General features: G+C 70.4%; 17 protein-coding genes. 10 read left to right on the top strand and 7 right to left on the bottom strand.

The features are described from left to right. The first annotated feature begins 211 nt into the window (after positions 1-211). The 3 genes from ACIBK0_RS15725 to ACIBK0_RS15715 all read left to right on the top strand — a co-directional run bounded on the left by ACIBK0_RS15725 (position 212) and on the right by ACIBK0_RS15715 (position 4,442). Positions 212-1,678 carry an amino acid permease gene (locus ACIBK0_RS15725; RefSeq protein WP_399079820.1) on the top strand — a complete coding sequence of 489 codons (1,467 nt, stop codon included), beginning with the start codon at positions 212-214 and terminating at the stop codon, positions 1,676-1,678. A 138-nt stretch (positions 1,679-1,816) separates the two neighbouring features. Continuing rightward, a complete protein-coding gene (gene tnpB, locus ACIBK0_RS15720) occupies positions 1,817-3,268 on the top strand; it encodes an IS607 family element RNA-guided endonuclease TnpB (RefSeq protein WP_399079818.1) in 1,452 nt (483 codons plus the stop codon). Between the two features lie 253 nt (positions 3,269-3,521). After that, positions 3,522-4,442 carry a PfkB family carbohydrate kinase gene (locus ACIBK0_RS15715; protein ID WP_399079816.1) on the top strand — a complete coding sequence of 307 codons (921 nt, stop codon included), beginning with the start codon at positions 3,522-3,524 and terminating at the stop codon, positions 4,440-4,442. A gap of 288 nt (positions 4,443-4,730) precedes the next feature. Here the strand turns inward: ACIBK0_RS15715 and ACIBK0_RS15710 are convergent, their stop codons facing one another. Beyond that, complete coding sequence (locus ACIBK0_RS15710) at positions 4,731-6,221, bottom strand: M1 family metallopeptidase (protein ID WP_399079814.1); 1,491 nt, start codon at positions 6,219-6,221, stop codon at positions 4,731-4,733. A gap of 227 nt (positions 6,222-6,448) precedes the next feature. Between ACIBK0_RS15710 and ACIBK0_RS15705 the strand changes: the two genes are divergently transcribed. Together ACIBK0_RS15705 and ACIBK0_RS15700 are read left to right on the top strand one after the other, a co-directional pair. Beyond that, the gene (locus ACIBK0_RS15705; RefSeq protein WP_399079812.1) at positions 6,449-8,410 is read left to right on the top strand and encodes a Xaa-Pro dipeptidyl-peptidase; all 1,962 of its coding nucleotides are present in this window, start codon (positions 6,449-6,451) and stop codon (positions 8,408-8,410) included. Next, the gene (locus tag ACIBK0_RS15700; protein ID WP_399079883.1) at positions 8,410-9,690 is read left to right on the top strand and encodes a M14 family metallocarboxypeptidase; all 1,281 of its coding nucleotides are present in this window, start codon (positions 8,410-8,412) and stop codon (positions 9,688-9,690) included. The genes ACIBK0_RS15705 and ACIBK0_RS15700 overlap by 1 nt, the downstream gene beginning before the upstream one ends. Before the next feature lie 25 nt (positions 9,691-9,715). Here the strand turns inward: ACIBK0_RS15700 and ACIBK0_RS15695 are convergent, their stop codons facing one another. Then, the gene (locus ACIBK0_RS15695; protein WP_399079810.1) at positions 9,716-10,681 is read right to left on the bottom strand and encodes an FAD-dependent oxidoreductase; all 966 of its coding nucleotides are present in this window, start codon (positions 10,679-10,681) and stop codon (positions 9,716-9,718) included. Between the two features lie 66 nt (positions 10,682-10,747). Here ACIBK0_RS15695 and ACIBK0_RS15690 point away from each other — a divergent pair, with 66 nt between their 5' ends. Beyond that, a complete protein-coding gene (locus ACIBK0_RS15690; protein ID WP_399079808.1) occupies positions 10,748-11,782 on the top strand; it encodes an oxidoreductase in 1,035 nt (344 codons plus the stop codon). Between the two features lie 244 nt (positions 11,783-12,026). Further along, positions 12,027-13,673: an ABC-F family ATP-binding cassette domain-containing protein gene (locus tag ACIBK0_RS15685; RefSeq protein WP_399079806.1), complete on the top strand. Its 1,647-nt coding sequence runs from the start codon at positions 12,027-12,029 to the stop codon at positions 13,671-13,673. A 233-nt stretch (positions 13,674-13,906) separates the two neighbouring features. Here ACIBK0_RS15685 and ACIBK0_RS15680 read toward each other — a convergent pair whose 3' ends face one another. Next, positions 13,907-16,288 (bottom strand): Tex family protein, encoded by a 2,382-nt coding sequence (locus ACIBK0_RS15680; RefSeq protein WP_399079804.1) that lies wholly within the window; start codon positions 16,286-16,288, stop codon positions 13,907-13,909. Between the two features lie 88 nt (positions 16,289-16,376). Further along, positions 16,377-17,243 carry a hypothetical protein gene (locus ACIBK0_RS15675; protein ID WP_399079801.1) on the bottom strand — a complete coding sequence of 289 codons (867 nt, stop codon included), beginning with the start codon at positions 17,241-17,243 and terminating at the stop codon, positions 16,377-16,379. 113 nt (positions 17,244-17,356) lie between these two features. Between ACIBK0_RS15675 and ACIBK0_RS15670 the strand changes: the two genes are divergently transcribed. Continuing rightward, positions 17,357-18,310, top strand: a complete 954-nt coding sequence (locus ACIBK0_RS15670; RefSeq protein WP_399079799.1) for a GlxA family transcriptional regulator — start codon at positions 17,357-17,359, stop codon at positions 18,308-18,310. Positions 18,311-18,356: 46 nt separating this feature from the next. Next, positions 18,357-18,992: a DJ-1/PfpI family protein gene (locus ACIBK0_RS15665; protein ID WP_399079797.1), complete on the top strand. Its 636-nt coding sequence runs from the start codon at positions 18,357-18,359 to the stop codon at positions 18,990-18,992. A gap of 13 nt (positions 18,993-19,005) precedes the next feature. Here ACIBK0_RS15665 and ACIBK0_RS15660 read toward each other — a convergent pair whose 3' ends face one another. Then, positions 19,006-19,749, bottom strand: a complete 744-nt coding sequence (locus ACIBK0_RS15660; protein WP_399079795.1) for an enoyl-CoA hydratase/isomerase family protein — start codon at positions 19,747-19,749, stop codon at positions 19,006-19,008. A 369-nt stretch (positions 19,750-20,118) separates the two neighbouring features. Between ACIBK0_RS15660 and ACIBK0_RS15655 the strand changes: the two genes are divergently transcribed. Further along, positions 20,119-20,625 carry an ATP-binding protein gene (locus ACIBK0_RS15655; RefSeq protein WP_399079881.1) on the top strand — a complete coding sequence of 169 codons (507 nt, stop codon included), beginning with the start codon at positions 20,119-20,121 and terminating at the stop codon, positions 20,623-20,625. Positions 20,626-20,636: 11 nt separating this feature from the next. Here the strand turns inward: ACIBK0_RS15655 and idi are convergent, their stop codons facing one another. Continuing rightward, positions 20,637-21,230 (bottom strand): isopentenyl-diphosphate Delta-isomerase, encoded by a 594-nt coding sequence (gene idi / locus ACIBK0_RS15650; protein WP_399079793.1) that lies wholly within the window; start codon positions 21,228-21,230, stop codon positions 20,637-20,639. 123 nt (positions 21,231-21,353) lie between these two features. Beyond that, entirely contained in the window at positions 21,354-21,884 is a 531-nt protein-coding gene (locus tag ACIBK0_RS15645; RefSeq protein ID WP_399079790.1) for a GNAT family N-acetyltransferase, read from the bottom strand. Positions 21,885-21,901 lie beyond the last annotated feature (17 nt).

Here is a 21,901-nt window from a genome sequence, read left to right as displayed (position 1 = left end):
TTGAGGAGCTCTACATCTTTTGATCAGCTCCTGTACAGCCCCTGATCACCATGTGAGATGTGCCGCTATGTGACGCGCGCCACCGCATACGGGGTGATCTCTGGGGGAAGGTGGCGCCTTGGTCTGTGCCGCGTCAGGGGCGGCACGGGCCGAGGCACATCCGGACACCCGCGTACCCAGTGCGCCGGGCGACCAGAGAGTAGATCCACCCGTGAGCAAGGACGCCGTAGACACCGCCAAGGCCGCATCCCGCACGGATGCGACCCGCACGCCCGCGGACGCGGGCGACGCCGGTTACAGCAAGGACCTCAAGGCCCGCCACGTCAACATGATCGCGATCGGCGGCGCGATAGGCACCGGACTCTTCCTCGGAGCCGGCGGCCGCCTCCACAACGCGGGCCCCGCACTGGCGATCGCCTATCTCGTCTGCGGAATCTTCGCCTTCTTCGTCGTGCGGGCCCTCGGTGAGCTGGTCCTCTACCGGCCCTCCTCCGGGTCCTTCGTGTCGTACGCGCGCGAGTTCCTCGGCGAGAAGGGCGCGTACGTCGCCGGGTGGATGTACTTCCTCAACTGGTCGACGACCGGAATCGCGGACATCACCGCGATCGCGCTCTACACGCACTACTGGAGCCTCTTCACCGACATCCCGCAGTGGACGCTGGCCCTGATCGCCCTCGCCGTGGTCCTGGCCGTGAACCTGATCTCGGTGAAGATCTTCGGCGAGATGGAGTTCTGGTTCGCGATCATCAAGGTCGCCACCCTCGTCGCCTTCATGCTGATCGGTATCTTCCTGCTGGCCACGCAGCACGACGTCGGCGGGACCACGCCCGGCCTGAGCGTCATCACGGACAACGGCGGGATCCTCCCGCACGGCATGATGCCGGTCGTCCTGGTCATGCAGGGAGTGATCTTCGCGTACGCCGCCCTGGAGCTGGTCGGTGTCGCCGCGGGAGAGACCGCCGAGCCGGAGAAGGTCGTCCCGCGCGCGGTGAACTCGATCATGTGGCGCGTAGGTCTGTTCTACGTCGGCTCGGTCGTCCTGCTGGCCCTGCTGCTGCCCGGCTCTGTCTACTCGGCCGACCAGAGCCCCTTCGTCACGGTCCTCTCCAAGATCGGCGTCCCGGCGGCCGGTGACGTCATGAACCTGGTCGTGCTGACGGCCGCCATGTCGTCGCTGAACTCCGGCCTGTACTCCACCGGCCGCATCCTGCGCTCCATGGCCATGGCGGGCTCGGCCCCCAAGTTCACCGCGAGGATGAACCGCAGCCAGGTCCCGTACGGCGGCATCCTGCTCACCTGCGCGGTGTGCGTGCTCGGCGTCGGTCTCAACTACCTCATGCCGAGCCAGGCCTTCGAAATCGTCCTGAACGTCGCGTCCCTCGGCATCATCAGCACCTGGGTGATCATCATGATCTGCCACCTGGTGTTCGTCCGCCGCGCCAAGGAGGGGCTGGTGACGCGTCCGTCGTTCCGCCTCCCGGGCAGCCCGGTCACCGAGATCGTCACCATCGCCTTCCTGATCGCCGTGCTCGGCCTGATGTGGAACGACCCCGAGGTCGGCCGGAAGACGCTGCTCCTCATCCCGGTGATCGCGGCCCTGCTGGTCGGCGGCTGGTTCGCGCTGCGCCGCCGGATCTCGAAGGCGGAGGACCAGGAGCTGGGAGAGCTCACGAAGTAGCCGGTCACGGGCCACTGTCGGTGGCAGCGCCTACGGTGGCGTCATGTCGGAGATCACGTATGTCCGGGGTGACGTACGGCGGGCGGCGAGAAACCGTGCCGCACGCGCGGTGGCCGTGGCGACCGGCGAGGCAGCCGAGTGAAAAGGTTCCAGCCGCAGCCCGGCTTTGTGGTGCAGGCGTTCCGGTTCGCTCTGGACCCCAACGCCGCCCAGGAGCGTGCTCTTCGGTCGCACTGCGGTGCGGCGAGGGCGGCGTACAACTGGGCGGTGGGCTGGGTCACTGCGTCGTGGTGGCAGCGCAAGGCAGAAGCCACCTACGGCGTCATTGAAGCGGATCTGACCGAGTGGCGGCCGTGGTCGCTGCCCGCGCTGCGCAAGGCGTTCAACGAGGTCAAGCACACCGACCCCAGGTTCGCGTCCTGGTGGGAGGCCAACTCCAAGGAGGCGTACAACACCGGCCTGGCGAACGCTGCCGCGGCGTTCGACAACTATGCGAAGTCGCAGCAGGGCAAGCGGCGGGGCAAGCGGGTCGCGGCACCCCGGTTCAAGTCGAAGCGGAAGGCACGCCTGTCCTGCCGGTTCACCACCGGCACGATCCGCGTCGAGCCGGACGGCCGGCACGTCACGCTGCCCCGGCTGGGCACGATCCGTGTCCACGAACCCATGGGCAAACTCCTGGCACGCGTCCAGGCCGGGGCGGCCCGGATCCTGTCCGCGACCGCGCGGCATGAGCGCGGTCGCTGGTTCGTGTCGTTGCAGACCGAGACCGCGCGAGACCTGGTCCGCGTTGCGAGGCCGGACGCCGCAGTCGGTATCGACCTCGGGGTGAAGATCCTCGCGGTGATGGCCGACAGCACCGGAGAGATCCGCACGATCCTCAACCCCGGGCCACTGGACGGCGCGCTGAAGCTACTGCGCCGAGCCTCCCGTACCGTGTCCCGCCGCCGCGGCCCCGACCACCGCACCGGACGGAAGGCGTCGAAGCGGTGGGAGAAGGCCAACACCCACCGCAACCGCGTGCACCACCGAGTGGCGAACCTCCGCCAGGATGCCCTGCACAAGCTCACCACCGCCGTGGCGGCCGAGTACGGCACGGTCGTGGTCGAGGACCTGAACGTCGCGGGGATGCTCCGCAACCCGCGCCTCGCCCGCCAGATCGCTGACGCCGGATTCGGGGAGATCCGACGCCAGCTCGCCTATAGGACCCGCCGCAACGGCTGCCGCGTCATGGCCGCAGACCGGTGGTTCCCCTCCTCCAAGACCTGTTCCGGGTGCGGCGTAGTGAAAGCCAAGCTGCCGCTGCACGTGCGGACCTATGAATGTGCTGCTTGCGGCCTGGTCATCGACCGGGATGACAACGCGGCCCGCAACCTCGCCGCCCTCGCAGCGGCATGCACGACTGGTACCGGAGTGGCCGGAGACCAGGACACCGCCAAGGTGTCGAAACCTCGTGGAGCCGACCGGAAGACCCGCGCCACCCGCCATGACCGCAAAGTCACGGCGGGGCGGGCAGGTGGCGCAACCCTGCCGCACCAGCGGCAGACGGAAACGAGAGACCGTACTCAAGCCGAAGCCCTCACGCTTTGGTGATGTGACGGACCTCCCGGGCCGCAATGCCCGGGATGCTGAGATTCATTGAGGATCGAAGCAACGGACAGCCGTGACGGTCTACACAACGCGGCCCGACCACGGGGACTGACCCGAGGCTGAAGCATCCGCACCGCAGTCAACGCCCAGGCGCCAACGCGCAGGCCCCTGAAATAAGTTGCGGAAGATTCTGCAAATCCTTGCCGTGGTCGGCGGAGACTGCTTGACTCACTGCTCGCATCCGAGAGGAAGAGCCATGAGCCGCGACATCGATGTCCTCGTGCTCGGCGGAGCGGGCGTGGACACCATCGTGTACGTGCCGGAGCTGCCTCTGCCGTACGCCGACAGCTACATGATCGAGCCCGGGATCCGCACGCGTGCCGGACAGACCGGCGACTTCGTCGCCCTGGGCCTGAGCGCCCTCGGCCTGCGGACCCACCACCTCGACATGCTCGGCGACGACCCCGAGGGCGACCTGGTCCGCGCCCTGCACCGGGAGAAGGGCATCGCACTCACCGCCGTCCCGCAGCCCGCAGGCACCAAGCGTGCGGTCAACCTCGTCAGCCCCGACGGCAGACGGCTGTCCCTCTACGACACGAGCCGCGCACACGCCGACGACCGGCTGCCGGAGCCGGTCGTCCAGAAGCTGGCCGAGTCGAGCCGCCACGCCCACGTGTCCATCACCCACCCGTGTGCCTTCGCCCTGCCCGTGCTGCGCGAGGCCGGGGTGACCCTTTCGACCGACCTGCACAACTGGGACGGCGAGAACTTGTACCACGAGCCGTTCGCGCTCGCGGCGGACGTCGTCTTCCTGTCGACGGCCGCCCTGACCGACCCGGAGCGGACCATGCGCGGCATCGTCGAGCGCGGCCGGGCCGAGGTGGTCGTCGTCACGGCCGGCGCCGAGGGCGCGTTCCTGCTGGCCGACGGCGCGCTGACGCACATACCGGCGGTCACACCTCCCGCGCCGGTGGTGGACTCCAACGGCGCGGGCGACGCCTTCGCCGCGGCCTTCCTCTTCGGGTGGCTGAACGGCGAGCCGCCGCGGCGCTGTGCCCAGTACGGTGCGCTGGCCGGGGCGTACGCGTGCACGGTGCCGTCCACGGAGACCGTCGCCCTGTCCCGCGACGACCTCCTGACCGGGGCGGCCGCCCCGGAGGCGACGACGTCGAAGTAGCCCGCCTGTTGCGGTGGTTGCTTCGGCAGCCCGCACTGCCGTCGGCCGTACCGGCCCCTGGCCGCCGCCGCACCGATCGCCCAGGCGACGGACCCTCCGTCCCGCCCCGGGTGGCTGACGAGCTGCCGACGGCCCGGCGCGTCGTCCGTACCGTTCGGCCGACGGCCGGGCGACGGCGGCGCAGCGGTGTCACCGGCGGAGGCCGAGCGGCACACCTCACTCGGTGGCGTGATGGCTGCCGTGCGGCTCGGGTCAAGTGCCCCGAGCCGCGCGGTAGTTGCTCGAGGCTCAGCTGGCGTGGAGGTCGTTCGTCGCCGCGATCCTCTTCCACGACCTCGGCCGCGCGGGAGCCGCCGAAGCCTTCGCGATCGACGCGGTCCGCGCCGCCGCGGCGGCCGGCTTCGTCGGCTGGAACAGCCAGGTGTCGAAGAGCGCGGCAAGCGGCTTGCCGGACACCTGCTCGGCGTACTTCTGGAAGTCGCCGACCGAGGCGTTCCCGTACGCGTGATCCTTCGGCCAGCCCTTCAGGATGGCGAAGAACGCATCGTCGCCGACCTCGTTGCGCAGTGCCTGGACCGCCAGTGCGCCCCGGTCGTAGACCGCGATGTCGAACTGGTTGTCAGGACCGGGGTCGCCGGGCTTGACCGTCCAGAAGGTGTCGTCGGCCGGATGCGAGGCGTACACGTAGTCCGCGAGCTCCTGCGTCGTGCCCTCGCCTTCGTGCTCCGACCACAGCCACTGCGCGTAGCGGGCGAAGCCTTCGTTGATCCAGATGTCCTTCCAGCCCTTCAACGACACGTCGTCCCCGTACCACTGATGCGCCAACTCGTGGACGACGACAGAGGTGTTGGAGCCGTTCGCGAACTGCTTGGGGCTGTAGTACACGCGGGTCTGCGTCTCCAGCGCGTACCCGGTGGTGGTGTTCGGGACGTAGCCACCGACCGAGTTGAAGGGGTACGGGCCGAGGTACCCGGTCAGCCAGTCGACGATCTCTCCGGTTCGCTCGACGCTCGCCCGTGCGGCGCCGTCGTTGTCGCCGAGGTCCTTGCTGTACGCGTTGATGATCGGGACGCCGTCGGAGGTCTTCCCGGTCGTGATGTCGAACTTGCCGATCGCGAGGGTGGTGAGATAGGTGGCCTGCGGCTTGTTGGACCGCCAGTTGTAGCGGGTCCAGCCGAGACGTGAACTCGTCGACTGAAGCGTGCCGTTGGAGATCGCCTGCGTCCCGTCGGGGACGGCCACCGACACGTCGTAGGTGGCCTTGTCGAGCGGGTGGTCGTTGCTGGGGAACCACCACCACGCCGCCTCGGGCTCGTCCGCCGCGACGGCTCCGTCCGGAGTGCGGTGCCAGGTCGAGAAGCCGTACGCGCTCTTCGTGGACGGCACTCCGCTGTAGCGGACGACGACCGTGATCGGCGTGCCCTTGGGCAGCGGGTTCGCCGGAGTGATCTCCAGCTCGTGCTGGCCCGAGGTTGCGAAGGACGCCTTCGCGCCGTTGACCCGCACCTCGCTCACATCGAGCAGGAAGTCCAGATCGAACCGTGACAGATCCTGAGTGGTGGTGGCCAGGAGGGTCGCCGTGCCCTCCAACTCATCGGTCTGCGGCTGGTACTTGAGCCGCAGATCGTAGTGCGAGACGTCGTATCCGCCGTTGCCGTAGGCCGGGTAGTAGGGGTCGCCGATGCCCGGCGCCCCGGGGGAGTAGCTGGCCGCCGATGCCGGGATCGCCAGCAGCAGGGAGGCCGCGAGCGCGCCCGGGGCGATGAGTCTGCGGTGCACGTCAAGCTCCAAGTCGTAGGGGCATGAAGTCTGTTCGGAGCCTATTCAGTCCCTGTGGCCCCGGTCATGTCCATGGCCGCCCCTGTCACACGATCGCCATTCGGCCGACATGAGCGATCGCGCCCCACGGACCTTTCACAGCCGACCGCGGCCCTTGCGCCTCGATCGCCTTTCGGACCGTCACCGGCCCCCTTTTGCACGGGAGTTGACCGAGGTACGTTCCGCGCATGCCGATACCAGCGCGCCGCATGCGCTTCACGACCTGGAGATCGCTCGCGACGGCGGCCACGGCCGCCCTGATGGCCGCGTTGCTCGCCCCCGCCGCTGCACACAGCGCCCCACGGGAGAGCACCCCGGTCTATTCGTACGAGAACGCGATCCGTGAATCCGTCTGGGTGGACACCGGCCTCGACGGCGACAGCGACGGGAAGACCGACCGCGTCGCCGTCGACATCGTCCGGCCCCGCGAACTCGCCGAGCAGGGCCGCAAGATACCCGTGATCATGGACGCCAGCCCGTACTACTCCTGCTGCGGACGCGGCAACGAGAGCCAGAAGAAGACGTACGACGCGAGCGGCAACGTCGTCCAGATGCCGCTGTTCTACGACAACTACTTCGTGCCGCGCGGCTACGCCTTCGTCGGCGTCGACCTGGCCGGCACCAACCGCTCCGACGGCTGCGTGGACGTCGGCGGCCGCTCCGACATCCAGTCCGCGAAGGCCGTGATCGACTGGCTCAACGGACGCGCTCGTGGATACACCACCCGTACGGGCACCGCCACGGCCAAGGCCGGCTGGACCAACGGCAGGACGGGCATGATCGGCAAGAGTTGGGACGGCACCATCGCCAACGGCGTGGCCGCCACCGGCGTCAAGGGCCTCAAGACCATCGTGCCCATCAGCGCCATCTCCTCCTGGTACGACTACTACTTCGCCAAGGGCGCCCCGCTGTACGACTCGGGCCCCGACTGGCTCTCCGACTACGTCGACAGCCCCGACGCCCGCACCAAGTGCGCCGCCGTCCAGCAGAGGCTCGTCGACGAGGCGCCGCGCACCGGAGACTTGACCGGCCTGTGGACCGAGCGTGACTACGTCAAGGACGCGAGCAAGGTCAAGGCCAGTGTCTTCCTGACCCACGGCATGCAGGACCTCAACGTCCGCACCAAGCACTTCGGCCAGTGGTGGAGCGCCCTCGCCAAGAACGGTGTCGAGCGCAAGATCTGGCTCTCCCAGACCGGCCACGTCGACCCCTTCGACTTCCGCCGCGCCGCCTGGGTCGACACCCTGCACCGCTGGTTCGACCACGAACTCCTCGGCTACGACAACGGCATCGACCGCGAACCCATGGCCGACATCGAGCGCCACCCCGACCAGTGGGTCACCTCCAGCGTCTGGCCGACCCGCGCCACCGAGACGACGACCCTGCGCCCGGGCACGGGCACCCAGGCGGGCGTCGGCACCCTCGGTCTGCGGTCGAACTCCGGAACGGAGAACTTCACCGACAACCCGGCGCTGAGCGAGACCGACTGGGCGGCGCACATCGACCGGTCGACCCCGGACAAGGCGGGCTTCGTCAGCAAGCCGCTCACGCACGACCTCCGGCTTTCCGGCTCGTCCAAGGTGACCGTCACCGCCACGCCGACGACCTCGACGGCCCATCTCTCCGCCGTACTCGTCGACCTCGGCCCGGACACCATCCGTGACTACAACGCGGCCGGCGAGGGCATCACCACGCTCACCGACCGCACCTGCTGGGGCGCGAGCACGACCGGCGACAGCCCCTGCTTCAAGGTGACGCAGGCGAACAAGGCCGACGTCGACTACACGGTCTTCAGCCGCGGCTGGGCCGACCTCGGTAACTACGCCTCCGACCTCAAGGGCGTCCCGCTCACGCCGGGCAAGGCGTACACCATCACGCTCGACCTGGCAGCCACCGACCACGTCGTCCCCAAGGGCCACCGGCTCGCGCTGATCGTCGCGGGTACCGACAAGGACCTCATCGACCCGCCGTCCAGCACGCCGACCCTGACGCTCGACCTGTCCCGTACGTCGGCCCGGGTCCCGCTCGTCGGTGGCGCCGACGCCTTCACCAGGGCGACGGCGGGTTCCGCCGCGACGCCGAGCGCGGCCGTCCTCGACGGCGTACAGGAGCCGCGCGCCGCCCACCGTGTCCCGGGGGAGACCCGTTGATCCACTTACGTATCCGCGCCCTGGCCGTGGCGGTCACCGCCACGGCCCTGGCCGCGCCCCTGCTGACGGCACCCGCGTACGCGACTCAAACCCCGCCGCGTACGGGATTCGAGCAGACCGACGGCGCACGCTGGACCAGCCAACCGGAGGAGCAGGACTTCCTGGCCGCCGTCGACAGGACGAGCGACCGGGTGTCCGTGTCACGGATCGGCACCACGAAGCAGGGCCGCCCGCTCCAGCTCGTCCGGATCGGCGACCGTCACTCGGCCACCACCGTGCTCCTCGTGTGCAGCCAGCACGGCGACGAGCCGTCCGGGCGCGAGGCCTGCCTCACGACGATCCGCGACCTGGCGTACGCGAAGGACCGGAGCACCCGGCGATTCCTGCGGAGCACCAGCGTGCTCGTCGTCCCCACCGCCAATCCCGACGGCCGCGCCGCCGAGACCCGTGAGAACAGCGACGGTGTCGACATCAACCGCGACCACCTCGCTCTCAAGACGGCCGAGGCCCGCGCGATGGCGGCCGTCCTGCGCGACCACAGACCCGATGTCGTCTACGACCTGCACGAATACGGGGCCACTCCCAAGTACTACGACAAGGACCTCTTCGACCTCTGGCCGCGCAACCTCAACACGGCCGCGGCCGTGCACGACGAGGCGGAGACCCTGTCGCGGGACTATGTCCGGCCCGCCGCACAGGAGGGCGGGTACTCGACGGGCACGTACGGCATCTGGACCGACCCCGTGACCGGCGACCCGATCAAACAGACCGCCGGTGACGGGCAGGAGCGCATCCTGCGGAACATGTCGGGCGTGAAAAACTCCGTCGGCCTGCTCATCGAGAGCCGAGTCGACCCCGGCACGGATGCCGAGCGGGCCGATGCCCCCTTGAACAACAGGCGACGGGTCCACTCCCAACTGGCCGCGCTCGGTGGCCTGTTCGACTTCACGGGCGGGCGCGGCGCACGCGTTGCCGCGGCCACCGGCGCGGCCCGGCTCGCGGGTTACCGGGACACCGGCCCGGTCTACCTCGGCGGCGCCGACAACGACCCGGCCGAACCCGCCGAGGTGATGCAGGACCCGCCCTGCGGCTACCGGCTCAGGGCGGACCAGTACGCGGACGTGCGCGACGAACTCGCCCTGCACGGCGTGCGCGTACGACCGGACGGGGACGGCGTCCTCGTACCGCTGCGGCAGTCCCTGCGGGCCCTCGTCCCGTTGCTCCTCGACGAGCGTGCGCCGTACCACCTCACAGCCGCAGAGCCGGAGACGGCCTGCTGAGGACGGTCCTCAGGTCCTGAGGCCCTCACGCGGAGGCGGTCGGGTGTGCGAGCCCGGCCGCCTTTCGCGCGCACCCCCACGCCACCGTGACGCCTGCACCGCCGTGGCCGTAGTTGTGCACCACCACCCGCCCGTCCGGCAGCACCTCGCGCTCCAGCCGGACCGAGTCGCGCACCGGCCGCAGGCCCACCCTGTGGTCGAGCACGCGCGCCCCGGCGATCTCGGGACGCAACGCGATGCATCGCCCGACGATCTCCTGCGCCGCCATCGGGTCGGGCGTCAGCGACCAGTCGTCCTCGTCGGTGGTGCCGCCCAGCACCAGCCGATCCGGCTGCGGGAAGACGTATGTGGTCGTCCCCGCGTCCGCGTCCGTTGAGACGAGCCAGGTGCGGATACCGGGATTCTCGACGATCACCAGCTGCCCGCGCACGGGCCGCACGGCCGGATCGGGTACGAGCTCGCGGGCGCCGAGGCCCGTGCAGTTGACGACGACCGGTGCCTCGGCCTCCGCGAGATCCACCACAGTGCGCGCCTCGATCGTCCCGCCCGCCCGCAGGAACCGCTCCCGCAGCCACCGCAGATGCGCCGGCATGTCGAGCAGCGGCAGCCGCGCCCACAGCGCCGTCCCCGCGTACTCCTCGGCCGTCGCCACCCGCAGCCCCGGCACCCGGGCGGCGACCCACGAGGCCTGCTCGTCCAGCCGCGACTCGCCCAGTACGCCCTCGACCATGCGTACGCCCGTCTCCTCGTCCCGCGCCGCCACATCCTCGTACACGGAGAGTGATTGGAGCGCCCACGCGCGGGCGAGAGTCTTCGGCTCGATGCGATACGGCCACCACAGCGCGCCCGCAACCGCCGAGGTGGTCCGCTCGGCGGGCTCCCGCGCCCACACCCGTACCCGCGTGCCGCCCTCAGCCAGGACAAGGGCTGTCGTCAGGCCGATGACACCGCTGCCGACCACGATCACTTCACCGCTGCGAGCGTTCTTCACGCGGGGACGTTAACGGAATCTGTCATGCCGTGCTCACATCACTCTCAGTCTGGGGATACTCACAGCATGTCTGCCGAGTACGCGACCTTCGGCCTGGCACCGGCGATGCGTGCCGGTGGAGTCCTCGCCAACGGTGACTACCAAGTGCACCGGGATTTCGTGGACTTCATCGTCGACGGCCGCCCGCTGCTGTTCCAGCTCTCCGACCTCGACGCGGTGTCCCCGCTCGCCTCTGATGTACCGCCCGCGATCTTCACCGCCCAGGTGCGCAGCCTCCTCCTGGAGGCAGACGCCCCACTCGACGGCGGCCGGTACGTCATCTACGGCTGCCCGGAGTGCGCGAGTCTCGAATGCGGTGCCGTCACCGCCGTCATCGAGCAGGCCGACGACGACTATGTGTGGCGCGACTTCGCCTGGCAGACGGACGAACGGGCCGACCTGGAGCTCAACGGCTACCACGGGATAGGGCCCTTCCGCTTCCGTGGCGCCGAGTACCGCAGCGCCCTGAACTCCCTCCTCGACGGCGATTCGGGACCGCGCCGCCGCGTCCTCCTGATCGGCGCCCGCGTCGCGCTGCTCGCCAAGCTCGCCGCCGCCCTGCGTACCATCGGCATCGGCACCGACATCACCCGCGACGCCACGGACGTCCCGGCCGACGAACTCCGTACGTACGGCGCGGTGGTCTTCGGCCGGACCGTCGGCGAGGACGAACGTGCGGCCGTGCGCCGGTGCTTCCAGCGGGCGGGGGTCGAGGTCGCGTATGTCGAGGGTCTCGCCCCGATCATCCCGCTGCTGGTCGCCCAGATCGAGCACGCCCTGGACCGCAGCCCGCGGGAGCTGCGCCGTCTCACACGGCTCGTAGCCGCCGACGGCGAGGCGGGCATCGAGGTCACCTCCACCTGCCGCGTCCAGTTGACCGCGTACCGCCTCGACCGCCTCTCCCGCACCCATGCGCACGAGGTCTTCGACGGAATCCTGGAGACGGGGCGGCACCGGGTGGCGCTGGACGCCAGGGCGGTGAAGGGGGAGTCGTTCATCGTGGCCCGGACGTCGGGAAGTGTGCTGGTGGAGGCGATGGCCCACGGGCAGGCGGGCCGTTGAGAGTGGACAGACGGGCCCCGAATACGGGCAGACGAGCCGCTGAGCACGGACAGCGAGAACAGTGAGAACAGTGAGCACGGGCAGGCCGGCCCCTGAGCACGGGTCGGCGGGCCGCTGAGCACGGACAGTGGGTACGGGCAGGCGGGCCCGTGGTACGGGCAGGCGAGCCGCTGAGGAAGGGCAGGGGAGCCGTTGAAAACCCTGGCGCGGGTCGCGAAGCCGGGCCGTTAGGATCGGCCTTCTGATGACTGCCACTCTCGTCGCCAAGAACCTCGCCGCCGGACACGGCGACCGCTCGCTCTTCTCCGGGCTCGACCTCGTCGTCGCGCCCGGCGATGTGATCGGTCTCGTCGGTGCCAATGGCGCAGGCAAGTCCACGCTGCTGCGGCTGCTCGCCGGTCTCCTCACGCCGGAGCAGGGCGAGCTGCGGCTGTCCCCGCCGTCCGCGACCGTGGGGCATCTTCCGCAGGAGCCGGAGCGGCGGGAGGGCGAGACCGTTCGGGAGTTCCTCGCGCGTCGCACGGGCGTCGCCGAGGCCCAGCGGGTGATGGACGATGCGACACAGGCACTGGTCGACGGAGCGCCCGGCGCGGACGACGCCTACGCCACCAGCCTGGAGCGGTGGCTCGACCTCGGCGGCGCCGACCTCGAGGAGCGCGCCGAGGAGGTCGCCGACACCCTGGGACTCCGCGTCGACCTGGACCAGCCGATGACCTCCTTGTCCGGCGGCCAGGCGGCTCGCGCGGGACTGGCCTCCCTCCTCCTCTCCCGCTACGACGTGTTCCTGCTCGACGAGCCGACGAACGACCTGGACCTGGACGGCCTGGAACGCCTCGAGCGCTTCGTGAGCGGCCTGCGCGCCGGGACCGTCGTCGTCAGCCATGACCGCGAGTTCCTGACCCGCACGGTCACCAAGGTGCTCGAACTGGACCTCGCGCAACAGCAGATCACGCTGTACGGCGGTGGATACGAGGCCTATCTGGACGAGCGGGACGTGGCCCGCCGGCATGCTCGCGAGGACTACGAGGAGTACGCCGACAAGCGGTCCGCGCTCGAAGGCCGGGCCCAGATGCAGCGCTCCTGGATGGACAAGGGCGTCAAGAACGCCCGGCGCAAGGCGGGTAACGACAACGACAAGATCGGCCGCAAGTTCCGCAGCGAGGCCAGCGAGAAGCAGGCCGCGAAGGCCCGGCAGACCCAGCGCATGATCGAGCGCCTCGACGTCGTGGAGGAGCCGCGCAAGGAGTGGGAGCTGCGCATGGAGATCGCGGCGGCACCGCGGTCCGGCGCGGTCGTCGCCACGCTGCGCGACGCGGAGGTGCGGCGCGGCGAGTACACCTTCGGCCCGGCGACACTGCAGATCGACTGGGCGGACCGGGTCGCGGTCACCGGCGCGAACGGCGCAGGCAAGTCGACGCTGCTCGCCGCCCTGCTGGGGCGTGTCCCCCTGGACGCGGGCCACGCCACCCTCGGCTCGGGTGTGATCGTCGGCGAGGTCGATCAGGCCCGCAAGCTGTTCCTCGGCTCGGAGTCCCTGCTGGACGCGTTCTGCGCGGCGGTCCCGGAGACGGAACCGGCCGAAGTCCGCACCCTGCTGGCCAAGTTCGGCCTGAAGTCGGACCACGTCCTGCGCCCCGCGGGGACCCTCTCCCCGGGCGAACGCACCCGCTCAGCATTGGCCCTGCTGCAGGGCCGAGGCGTCAATCTCCTCGTCCTCGACGAGCCGACCAACCACCTCGACCTCCCCGCCATCGAGCAACTGGAATCGGCCCTGGACTCCTACGAGGGCACCCTCCTCCTCGTCACCCACGACCGCCGCATGCTCGACGCGGTCCACACGACCCGCCGCTTGGAGGTGGCGGACGGCAAAGTGACGGAACTGCCGTCGTAGCGACCCTGCTCACCCGCGGGCAGGCGTGCCGCTGAGGCGGCAGCCCACCTGCAGCGACACGTGGGTGCCGGGTGCCGTGGTAGCTGTCGTAGCTGTGGGCACGCGTGCTGCCGGGGGCGGCACGCGTGGGCACCGCGGCACCCTGTGAGTGCCGGGCCGCATGCACCCGGTCCCGAGTTCAGCCCCCACGCCGGGGCCCTGTCACCAAGGCCCCGGCACCGGACGCCAAGGCGTCAGCCCCGCCCCCGCTTGGGGTCCACCAACCCCGCCCGTCGCAACGCATCCGCCATCGCACTGTTCGCAGGCGGCGGCGCCTGCCGAGACCCGCCGCCACCGCCACCGCGCCCTTGCCGCTGCTGCTGCCCCCGCTGCTGCGGCGGCCGCCCTCCACGCTGGGGCCGCCCGCCCCCCTCCGGGGCGGGAGCCGCCGCCTCGTCGTCCAACCGCAGCGTCAGCGAGATCCGCTTCCGCGGAATGTCGATGTCCAGCACCTTCACCTTGACGATGTCTCCGGGCTTCACCACGTCCCGCGGATCCTTGACGAAGGTCTTGGACATCGCGGAGACATGCACCAGCCCGTCCTGGTGGACGCCGACATCGACAAAGGCTCCGAAGGCGGCGACATTCGTGACGACCCCCTCCAGCACCATCCCCGACGCCAGGTCGGAGATCTTCTCGACACCCTCCTTGAAGGTGGCCGTCTTGAAGGCGGGCCGCGGGTCGCGCCCGGGCTTCTCCAGCTCCTTGAGGATGTCCGTGACGGTCGGCAGACCGAATGTCTCGTCGACGAATTCGTCCGGCCGCATCGAGCGCAGCACACCCGTGTTGCCGATCAGCGACGCGACCTCGCTGCCCGCCGTCTTCACCATCCGCCGCACCACGGGGTACGCCTCGGGGTGCACGCTGGACGCGTCCAGCGGATCATCGCCGCCCCGGATCCGCAGGAAGCCCGCGCACTGCTCGTACGCCTTCGGGCCGAGCCGGGCCACGCTCTTGAGGGCCGTACGCGACCGGAAGGGCCCGTTCGCATCCCGGTGCGCCACGATGTTCTCCGCGAGCCCGGAGGTGATCCCCGAAACCCGCGCCAGCAGCGGCGCCGACGCCGTGTTCACGTCCACGCCCACGCCGTTCACACAGTCCTCGACCACCGCGTCGAGGGACCGGGACAGCTTCACCTCGGACAGGTCGTGCTGGTACTGCCCGACGCCGATGGACTTCGGGTCGATCTTCACCAGCTCGGCGAGCGGGTCCTGGAGCCGGCGCGCGATGGACACGGCGCCACGCAGCGACACGTCCATGTCGGGCAGCTCCTGCGAGGCGAACGCGGACGCCGAATACACGGAGGCCCCCGCCTCGGAGACCATCACCTTGGTGAGCTTGAGCTCGGGGTGCTTGGTGATGAGTTCAGCGGCGAGCTTGTCCGTCTCGCGGGACGCCGTGCCGTTGCCGATCGCGATCAGCTCGACCGCGTGCTCCTTGGCGAGCCGTGCGAGCTTGGCGATCGCCTCGTCCCACTTGTTGGCAGGTACGTGCGGGTAGATCACGTCCGTCGCGACGACTTTGCCGGTCGCGTCGACCACGGCGACCTTCACACCGGTACGGAACCCGGGGTCCAGGCCCAGCGTCGCGCGGGTGCCCGCCGGAGCGGCGAGCAGCAGGTCGCGCAGGTTGGCCGCGAAGACGTTCACCGCCTCGTCCTCGGCCGCCGTGCGCAGCCGCAGCCGCAGGTCGATGCCGAGGTGCACGAGAATCCGCGTCCGCCAGGCCCAACGGACGGTGTCGGTGAGCCACTTGTCGGCAGGGCGGCCGCGGTCGGCGATGGCGAAGCGGTGGGCGACGATCCCCTCGTACGAGGACGGACCGGGCTGCTCGGAGGGCTCCTCGGGCTCCAGGACGAGGTCGAGGACCTCCTCCTTCTCGCCGCGCAGCATGGCGAGGATGCGGTGCGAGGGCAGCTCCTTGAAGGGCTCGGCGAAGTCGAAGTAGTCGGCGAACTTGGCGCCCGCCTCCTCCTTGCCGTCCCGCACCTTGGCGGCGAGCCGCCCCCGTACCCACATGCGCTCGCGCAGCTCGCCGATCAGGTCGGCGTCCTCCGAGAACCGCTCGGTGAGGATCGACCGGGCGCCGTCGAGGGCGGCCTGCGGATCGGCGACCCCCTTGTCGGCGTCGACGAAGGCCGCCGCCGCGGCGAGCGGATCGACCGACGGGTCGCCGAGCAGGCCCTCGGCCAGCGGCTCCAGGCCCGCCTCGCGCGCGATCTGCGCCTTCGTGCGCCGCTTCGGCTTGAACGGCAGATAGATGTCCTCGAGACGCGCCTTCGTCTCGGCGCCCCTGATCTGCGCCTCGACCTCGGCGGTGAGCTTGCCCTGCTCGCGCACCGAGTCGAGGATCGCGGCGCGCCGCTCCTCCAGCTCCCGCAGATAGCGCAGCCGCTCCTCGAGGGTGCGCAGCTGCGCATCGTCGAGCATCTCGGTCGCTTCCTTGCGGTAGCGGGCGATGAAGGGCACCGTCGAACCGCCGTCGAGCAAGTCGACGGCGGCCTTGACCTGCCGCTCCCGTACGCCGAGCTCTTCGGCGATCCTGCCTTCGATGGACCCTACGAGGGGTGTCGTCACGATCCCGTACCGCCTTCTCCACTGAGGTTGCGCGGCAATTGTGGCAGGTGACACCGACAACGGGGGATCAGGGCACCGATCGGCGGTGTCAGACCTTGCCGGTCATGCCTTCGGGGAAGGCGCCGGCCGCGAGCGCCGTCATGAGAAGGCCCTTGGCCAGCTCGGTGAGTCGTTCGACCCCGGCGGCGCCCAGATGCTCGTACGGGGCGCGGTCCAGCCGGTCCGTCCGCGCCTCGATCTCGCCGCGCAGGGCCGCCCCTGCGTCCGTCAACTCGCCCTCGGTGTCGAGCAGTCCACGTTCCCGCAGCCGCCCGGCCGCCGCCTCCCAGTCCGCCCGGGACCAGCCGCGCGTGCCCAGCGCCCACTTCGGGGCCATGCCCTTGCCGGTCGCGGTGTGGCTCACCAGAGCCTCCACCGGGTCGAGTTCCGCGTCGAGCAGCACCGCGAGGTGGCCGTCGCCGCGGTGCTCGCGCAGCAGGGTGGCCGCGTGCCAGAGCGCGAGGTGCGGCGCGTCGGGCACCGGCAGGTCCGCGTGGGCGGCGTACAGCGGGCGCGCGGTCCTGGTGCAGGCCTCGGCCGCGCGCAGCGCGAGTTCCGCCGCCTCGGCCACCTCCTTGGAGGCGATGAGGTCTTCGCCCAGCAGGCGGCGCAGCGTCGCGTCGACGGCACGCGCGCGTGCCGCGAGCACGGTCTCCGGAGAGGCCGCCCGCCACACCTCGGGCAGGTGCTTCGCCACCAGCTCGTGGCGGAAGTTGTAGAACGTCGAGGTCACCGTGCCCGGGCCCACCGCACCCATGGCCGCGGCCCGGACGGCGAAGTACGCGCCCCTGCTGTCCTCGATCCCGACCGAAGCGAGCTCCCGCCCCAGATCGGGCGAGAAGTAGTGCGTCGAGTGCAGCGGGTTGAGGATGTTGTGGCAGCGCCGCCCGGCGCGCTCCGGCAGTGGAGTGGTCATGTCCGGCACCTTACCGACTGGTCGGTACGCAGGGAACGGCGGAGTTGGGGACGGCAGGAAAAGAGGGGTGCTCGTCATTGCGGCCATCGCTTCGGCCGCCAAGAATCAAAGGCATGCGAACCGTCCTGGTCGTCCTCTTCGACGCTGTGCAGAGCCTCGACGTCACGGGTCCTGTGGAGGTCTTCGCCGGCGCCGAGAACTACCGCGACGGCTCGTACCGCATCCGCACCGCCTCCCTGGACGGCACACCGGTGCGCACCTCCAGCGGCCTCGCCCTTGTCCCGGACCACTCGCTCGCCGACGCGCCCGCCCCGCACACTCTGCTCGTTCCAGGCGGCGCCGGCACCCGCCACCCCGACCCCCGTCTGACCGACTGGCTGCGCGAGCACGGCCCGCGCGCCGCACGGCTGGTCTCCGTCTGCACCGGTGCCCTCCTGCTCGCCGGAGCCGGTCTCCTGGACGGCCGTCGCGCCACGACCCACTGGGCCTACTGCGACAAACTCGCCCGCGACCACCCGGGGATCCAGGTCGATCCGGACCCCATCTACGTCCGCGACGGCCAGGTGTCCACCTCGGCCGGCGTCACCTCAGGAATCGACCTGGCCCTGGCGCTCGTCGAGGAGGACCTGGGGCGCGAGGCAGCCCTCGCCATCGCCCGTCACCTGGTCGTATTTCTCAGGCGCCCGGGCAACCAGGCCCAGTTCAGCGCCCAGCTGGCCGCCCAGACCGCGCAGCGCGAACCGCTGCGCGAGGTCCAGCAATGGATCACCGAGCACCCCGGCGACGACCTGAGCGTCGAGTCGCTCGCCTCGCGTGCCCGCCTCTCGCCCCGCCACTTCGCCCGCGCCTTCCGGACTGAGACCGGCATGACGCCCGGCCGGTACGTCGAGCGGGTCCGCCTCGAACATGCCCGGCGCCTCCTGGAGGACACTGCCGACGGCATCGAGGAGATCTCCCGCGCGTCCGGCTACGGCACGCCCGAGGCGATGCGCCGCGCCTTCATCAAGACCCTCGGCTCGGCACCGGCCGAGTACCGCCGCCGTTTCCGGACGGCGCCCAGCTATTGAACGGCGCCCAGCCATTGAACGGCGCCCAGCCATTGAAAGGAACCCGATGCAGATCGCCATCGTCCTCTACGACCGCTTCACCGCCCTGGACGCCGTGGGCCCGTACGAGACACTGGGCCGTGCGCCCGATGCGCAGACCGTCTTCGTCGCCGAGCACGCCGGCCCCGTCCGTGCCGACACCGGCAATCTGGCGCTGATGGCCGACAAGACCCTCGCCGAGGTGCCGCACCCGGACGTCGTGGTGGTCCCGGGCGGCCCCGGACAGTCCGCCCTGATGGAGGACGAGGTCCTCCTCGACTGGCTGCGGGCCGCCGACCAGACCAGTACCTGGACGACCTCGGTCTGCACCGGCTCGCTGCTGCTCGCCGCCGCGGGGCTCCTCGACGGCCGCCGGGCCACCTCCCACTGGCTGGCCCTCGACTTCCTCAAGGAATACGGCGCCGAGCCGACGGGGGAGCGGGTCGTCTTCGACGGGAAGTACGTGACCGCGGCCGGCGTCTCGTCCGGGATCGACATGGGGCTCGCCCTGCTCGGGCGGATCGCGGGCGACGAACACGCCCAGGCCGTACAACTGCTGACCGAGTACGACCCGCAGCCGCCCTACGACGCGGGCTCACCGGAGAAGGCGCCCGCGCACCTCGTCGAGGAGTTCCGCACGAAGAGCCGTTTCATCCTGACGTAGTCCTGCCGCACGCTCACGGCATCCATGTGAAGCACGGCTGCCGGCGCTCCAGGAAGGCGGCGACCCCCTCCGCGGTGTCGCCGCCGCCCCGCGCCTGCGCCGCCCAGTACGCGTCCCGGTCCGTGCGCCCGTTCGCGAACTCCTTGGCCGCCGCCTGGGTCAGCAGCGAACGCGAGGTCAGTACGCGCATGAACTCCGCGACGCGCTTGTCGAGCGTGCCCTCGGGCAGCACCTCGTCGACCAGACCCGTGCGCAGCGCCCGCTCCGCGTCGATCAACTCGCCCGAGAAGAGCAGGTACTTGGCGGTGGCGGGCCCCACCAGCGACACCAACCGCCGTGTGGAGGAGGCCGGGTAGACGATCCCCAGCTTCGCCGGGGTCACCCCGAACAGCGCCCCCTCCTCCGCGAACCGCAGATCACAGGCCGCCGCGAGCTGGGACCCGCCGCCCACGCAGTACCCGCGAATCGCGGCCAGCGTCGGCTTCGGGAACGCGGCGAGCGCTTCCTCGGCGAGTGTGGCAAGGCCCTGCGCCTCCTCCGGGGAGCGCCGGAGCGTCGAGATGTCGGCCCCGGCGCAGAACGTCTCACCCTCGCCGGTGAGCACCAGTGCGTGTACATCGGCGTCGGCGGTCAACTCGTCGAGCAGGGGCGGCAGGGCCCGCCACATGTCCGCCGTCATGGCGTTGCGCTTGGCCGGGTAGCGGATGACGACGGTGGCGACCCCGTCACCGACACGGTGCGACAGCTGCGGTTCCATACGGCGGATGCTAGCGGCATCGGCCGAACACACGATCAACAAGGGGCAGGTGCGAGGAGGCGCTGACAGCCACGTCGCGCCGCGGGATACGGCGGGCGGCGCGTCGTGGGCATGGTCTCGGAGGGCCTCTCCGACGGCCGGAGGGCGGGGAACGAATGGGGCGAGCCCGGCCCCCAAACCCGTACAACCCGAATAGTTCTGAAGTCCGCACAACAGGGGCAGGAGCAGTCTCACAACTGACCGTGTCATACGCCAACGATCAGAAGCTGTCGATAACCGCTGACTTCTGTTCAGTCATCCGGTACGGACCAGCGCATTACCAACACTCCATGTGTGGTGACAATCGAGCGCAAGGGTGGCGACCGGACGATGGCGAACCTCGGGCGGGGGTCCGACCCGAGCCCTGAAGTCGGCGGACAGGTGGCTCCCGACGGGAGACCGCCGGGCCCGCTGCCGTACGAGGGGGTGTGGCGGTTCACTGCTCCCGCCATCGACGCCTCGGTGCCGCAGGCGCGGCACGCCGTCCGTGATCTGCTGATCCGCCAGGGGGTGCCCGTCTCGGACGACCTGGTCCAGGGACTTCTGCTGATCGTCTCCGAACTGGTCACGAACGCGGTCCGGCACGCGGCGCTGCTGTCCCCCATGCTCGCCGTGGAGGTCGCCGTCGGCGCCGAATGGGTGCGCGTCTCCGTGGAGGACAACCACCCCTACCGCCCGACCGCCCTGGAGGCCGACTACGGACAGACCGGCGGCCGTGGGCTGCTGCTGGTGCGTGAGGTCACCCGGGAGTCGGGCGGAGTGTGCGACGTCGAACACACCGCCAGCGGCGGCAAGGTGATCTGGGCCGCCCTGCCGCTCACTCCGAGCGTCGTGTAGCGGGACGGCCGTCACCAGCCCGCGGACGTACCCGTCAGCTCCCTGATCGCCGGACGGGCCGCGTCCAGCACCGTCATGAACCACGACGAGAAGGTGTCCTTCGCGTGCCGCTCCGCCAGCTCGGCGGCGGTGACGAAGGCCGTAGAGCCGACCTCCTGCGGATCGGGACGCAGCGGCGACTGCACCATCCCGACGAAGAGGTGGTTGTACTCCTGCTCCACCAGCCCCGAGTCCGGGTCCGGGTGGTTGTAGCGGACCGTGCCCGCCTCGGCGAGCAGCGAGGGCGAGACCCCGAGTTCCTCGTACGTCCGCCGGGCCGCCGCCGCGAAGGGCGCCTCGCCCGGGTAGGGGTGACCGCAGCAGGTGTTCGACCAGACACCGGGGGAGTGGTACTTGCCGAGTGCGCGCTGCTGCAGCAGCAGTCGGCCGCGCTCGTCGAAAAGGAACACGGAGAACGCGCGGTGCAACTGCCCGGGCGCCTGATGGGCGGCGAGCTTCTCCGCCGTGCCGATCGTGTTGCCGTCCTCGTCGACCAGCTCCAGCAAGATCGCTTCAACGGTGCCGTTCGACGAACTGTGCGTCGCGGTGGCAGGTGTGATCGGCATACCCATCCTTCGCATCGGTCTTCGAGCCCCAAGTCTGCCGTACGAAACCGGCACTCCCGGCACTTCGCGGCTCCCGCATGTCCCGCCCCGAGAGCCCGGAGCGGGACATGCGGCCGACGTGGGTCAGACCCCGAAAGCGGCCGGATACCTGATCGTGCCCGGTGCCACCGACAAGGAATCGTCCAGGATCAGGGCCATCAGGTGTTCGGACGGCACGTCGAATCCGGGCCGGATGCCGTACTCCGAAGCGGGCAGGAATCCGAACCTCGGGTAGTACCCGGGATGCCCGAGTACGAGGACGAGCCGCTCCCGACGCGCGCGTGCCGCCTCCAGCACCGCGCGTACGACGGCCGATCCGGCGCCCCGGCGCTGATGCTCCGGCCGTACGGCGACGGGGGCCAGCGCGGCGGCGGGGACGCCGTCGACATGGCAGCGTGTGATCAGCGCGTACGCCGCGATCGTGCCGTCCGGCGCCTCGGCGACGTACGACAGGCCCGGCAGCCACGCGTCCGGGTCGGCGCGCAGCGCGTCCACCAGATCGGCCTCCTCGGCCCGCTGGAAGGCGGTGGCGTTGACGGTGTGCACCTCCGCGTGGTCGGCGGAGGTTTCCCGGCGGATGTGCCAGGCAGTGGTGTGTTCAGCGTTGTCGGTCAACGTGGAAACCCTTGGGT

Origin of the sequence: Streptomyces sp. NPDC050564, assembly GCF_044457265.1 — a bacterium.
Lineage (GTDB): Bacteria > Actinomycetota > Actinomycetes > Streptomycetales > Streptomycetaceae > Streptomyces.
This window is presented reverse-complemented; position numbering and strand designations above follow the sequence as displayed.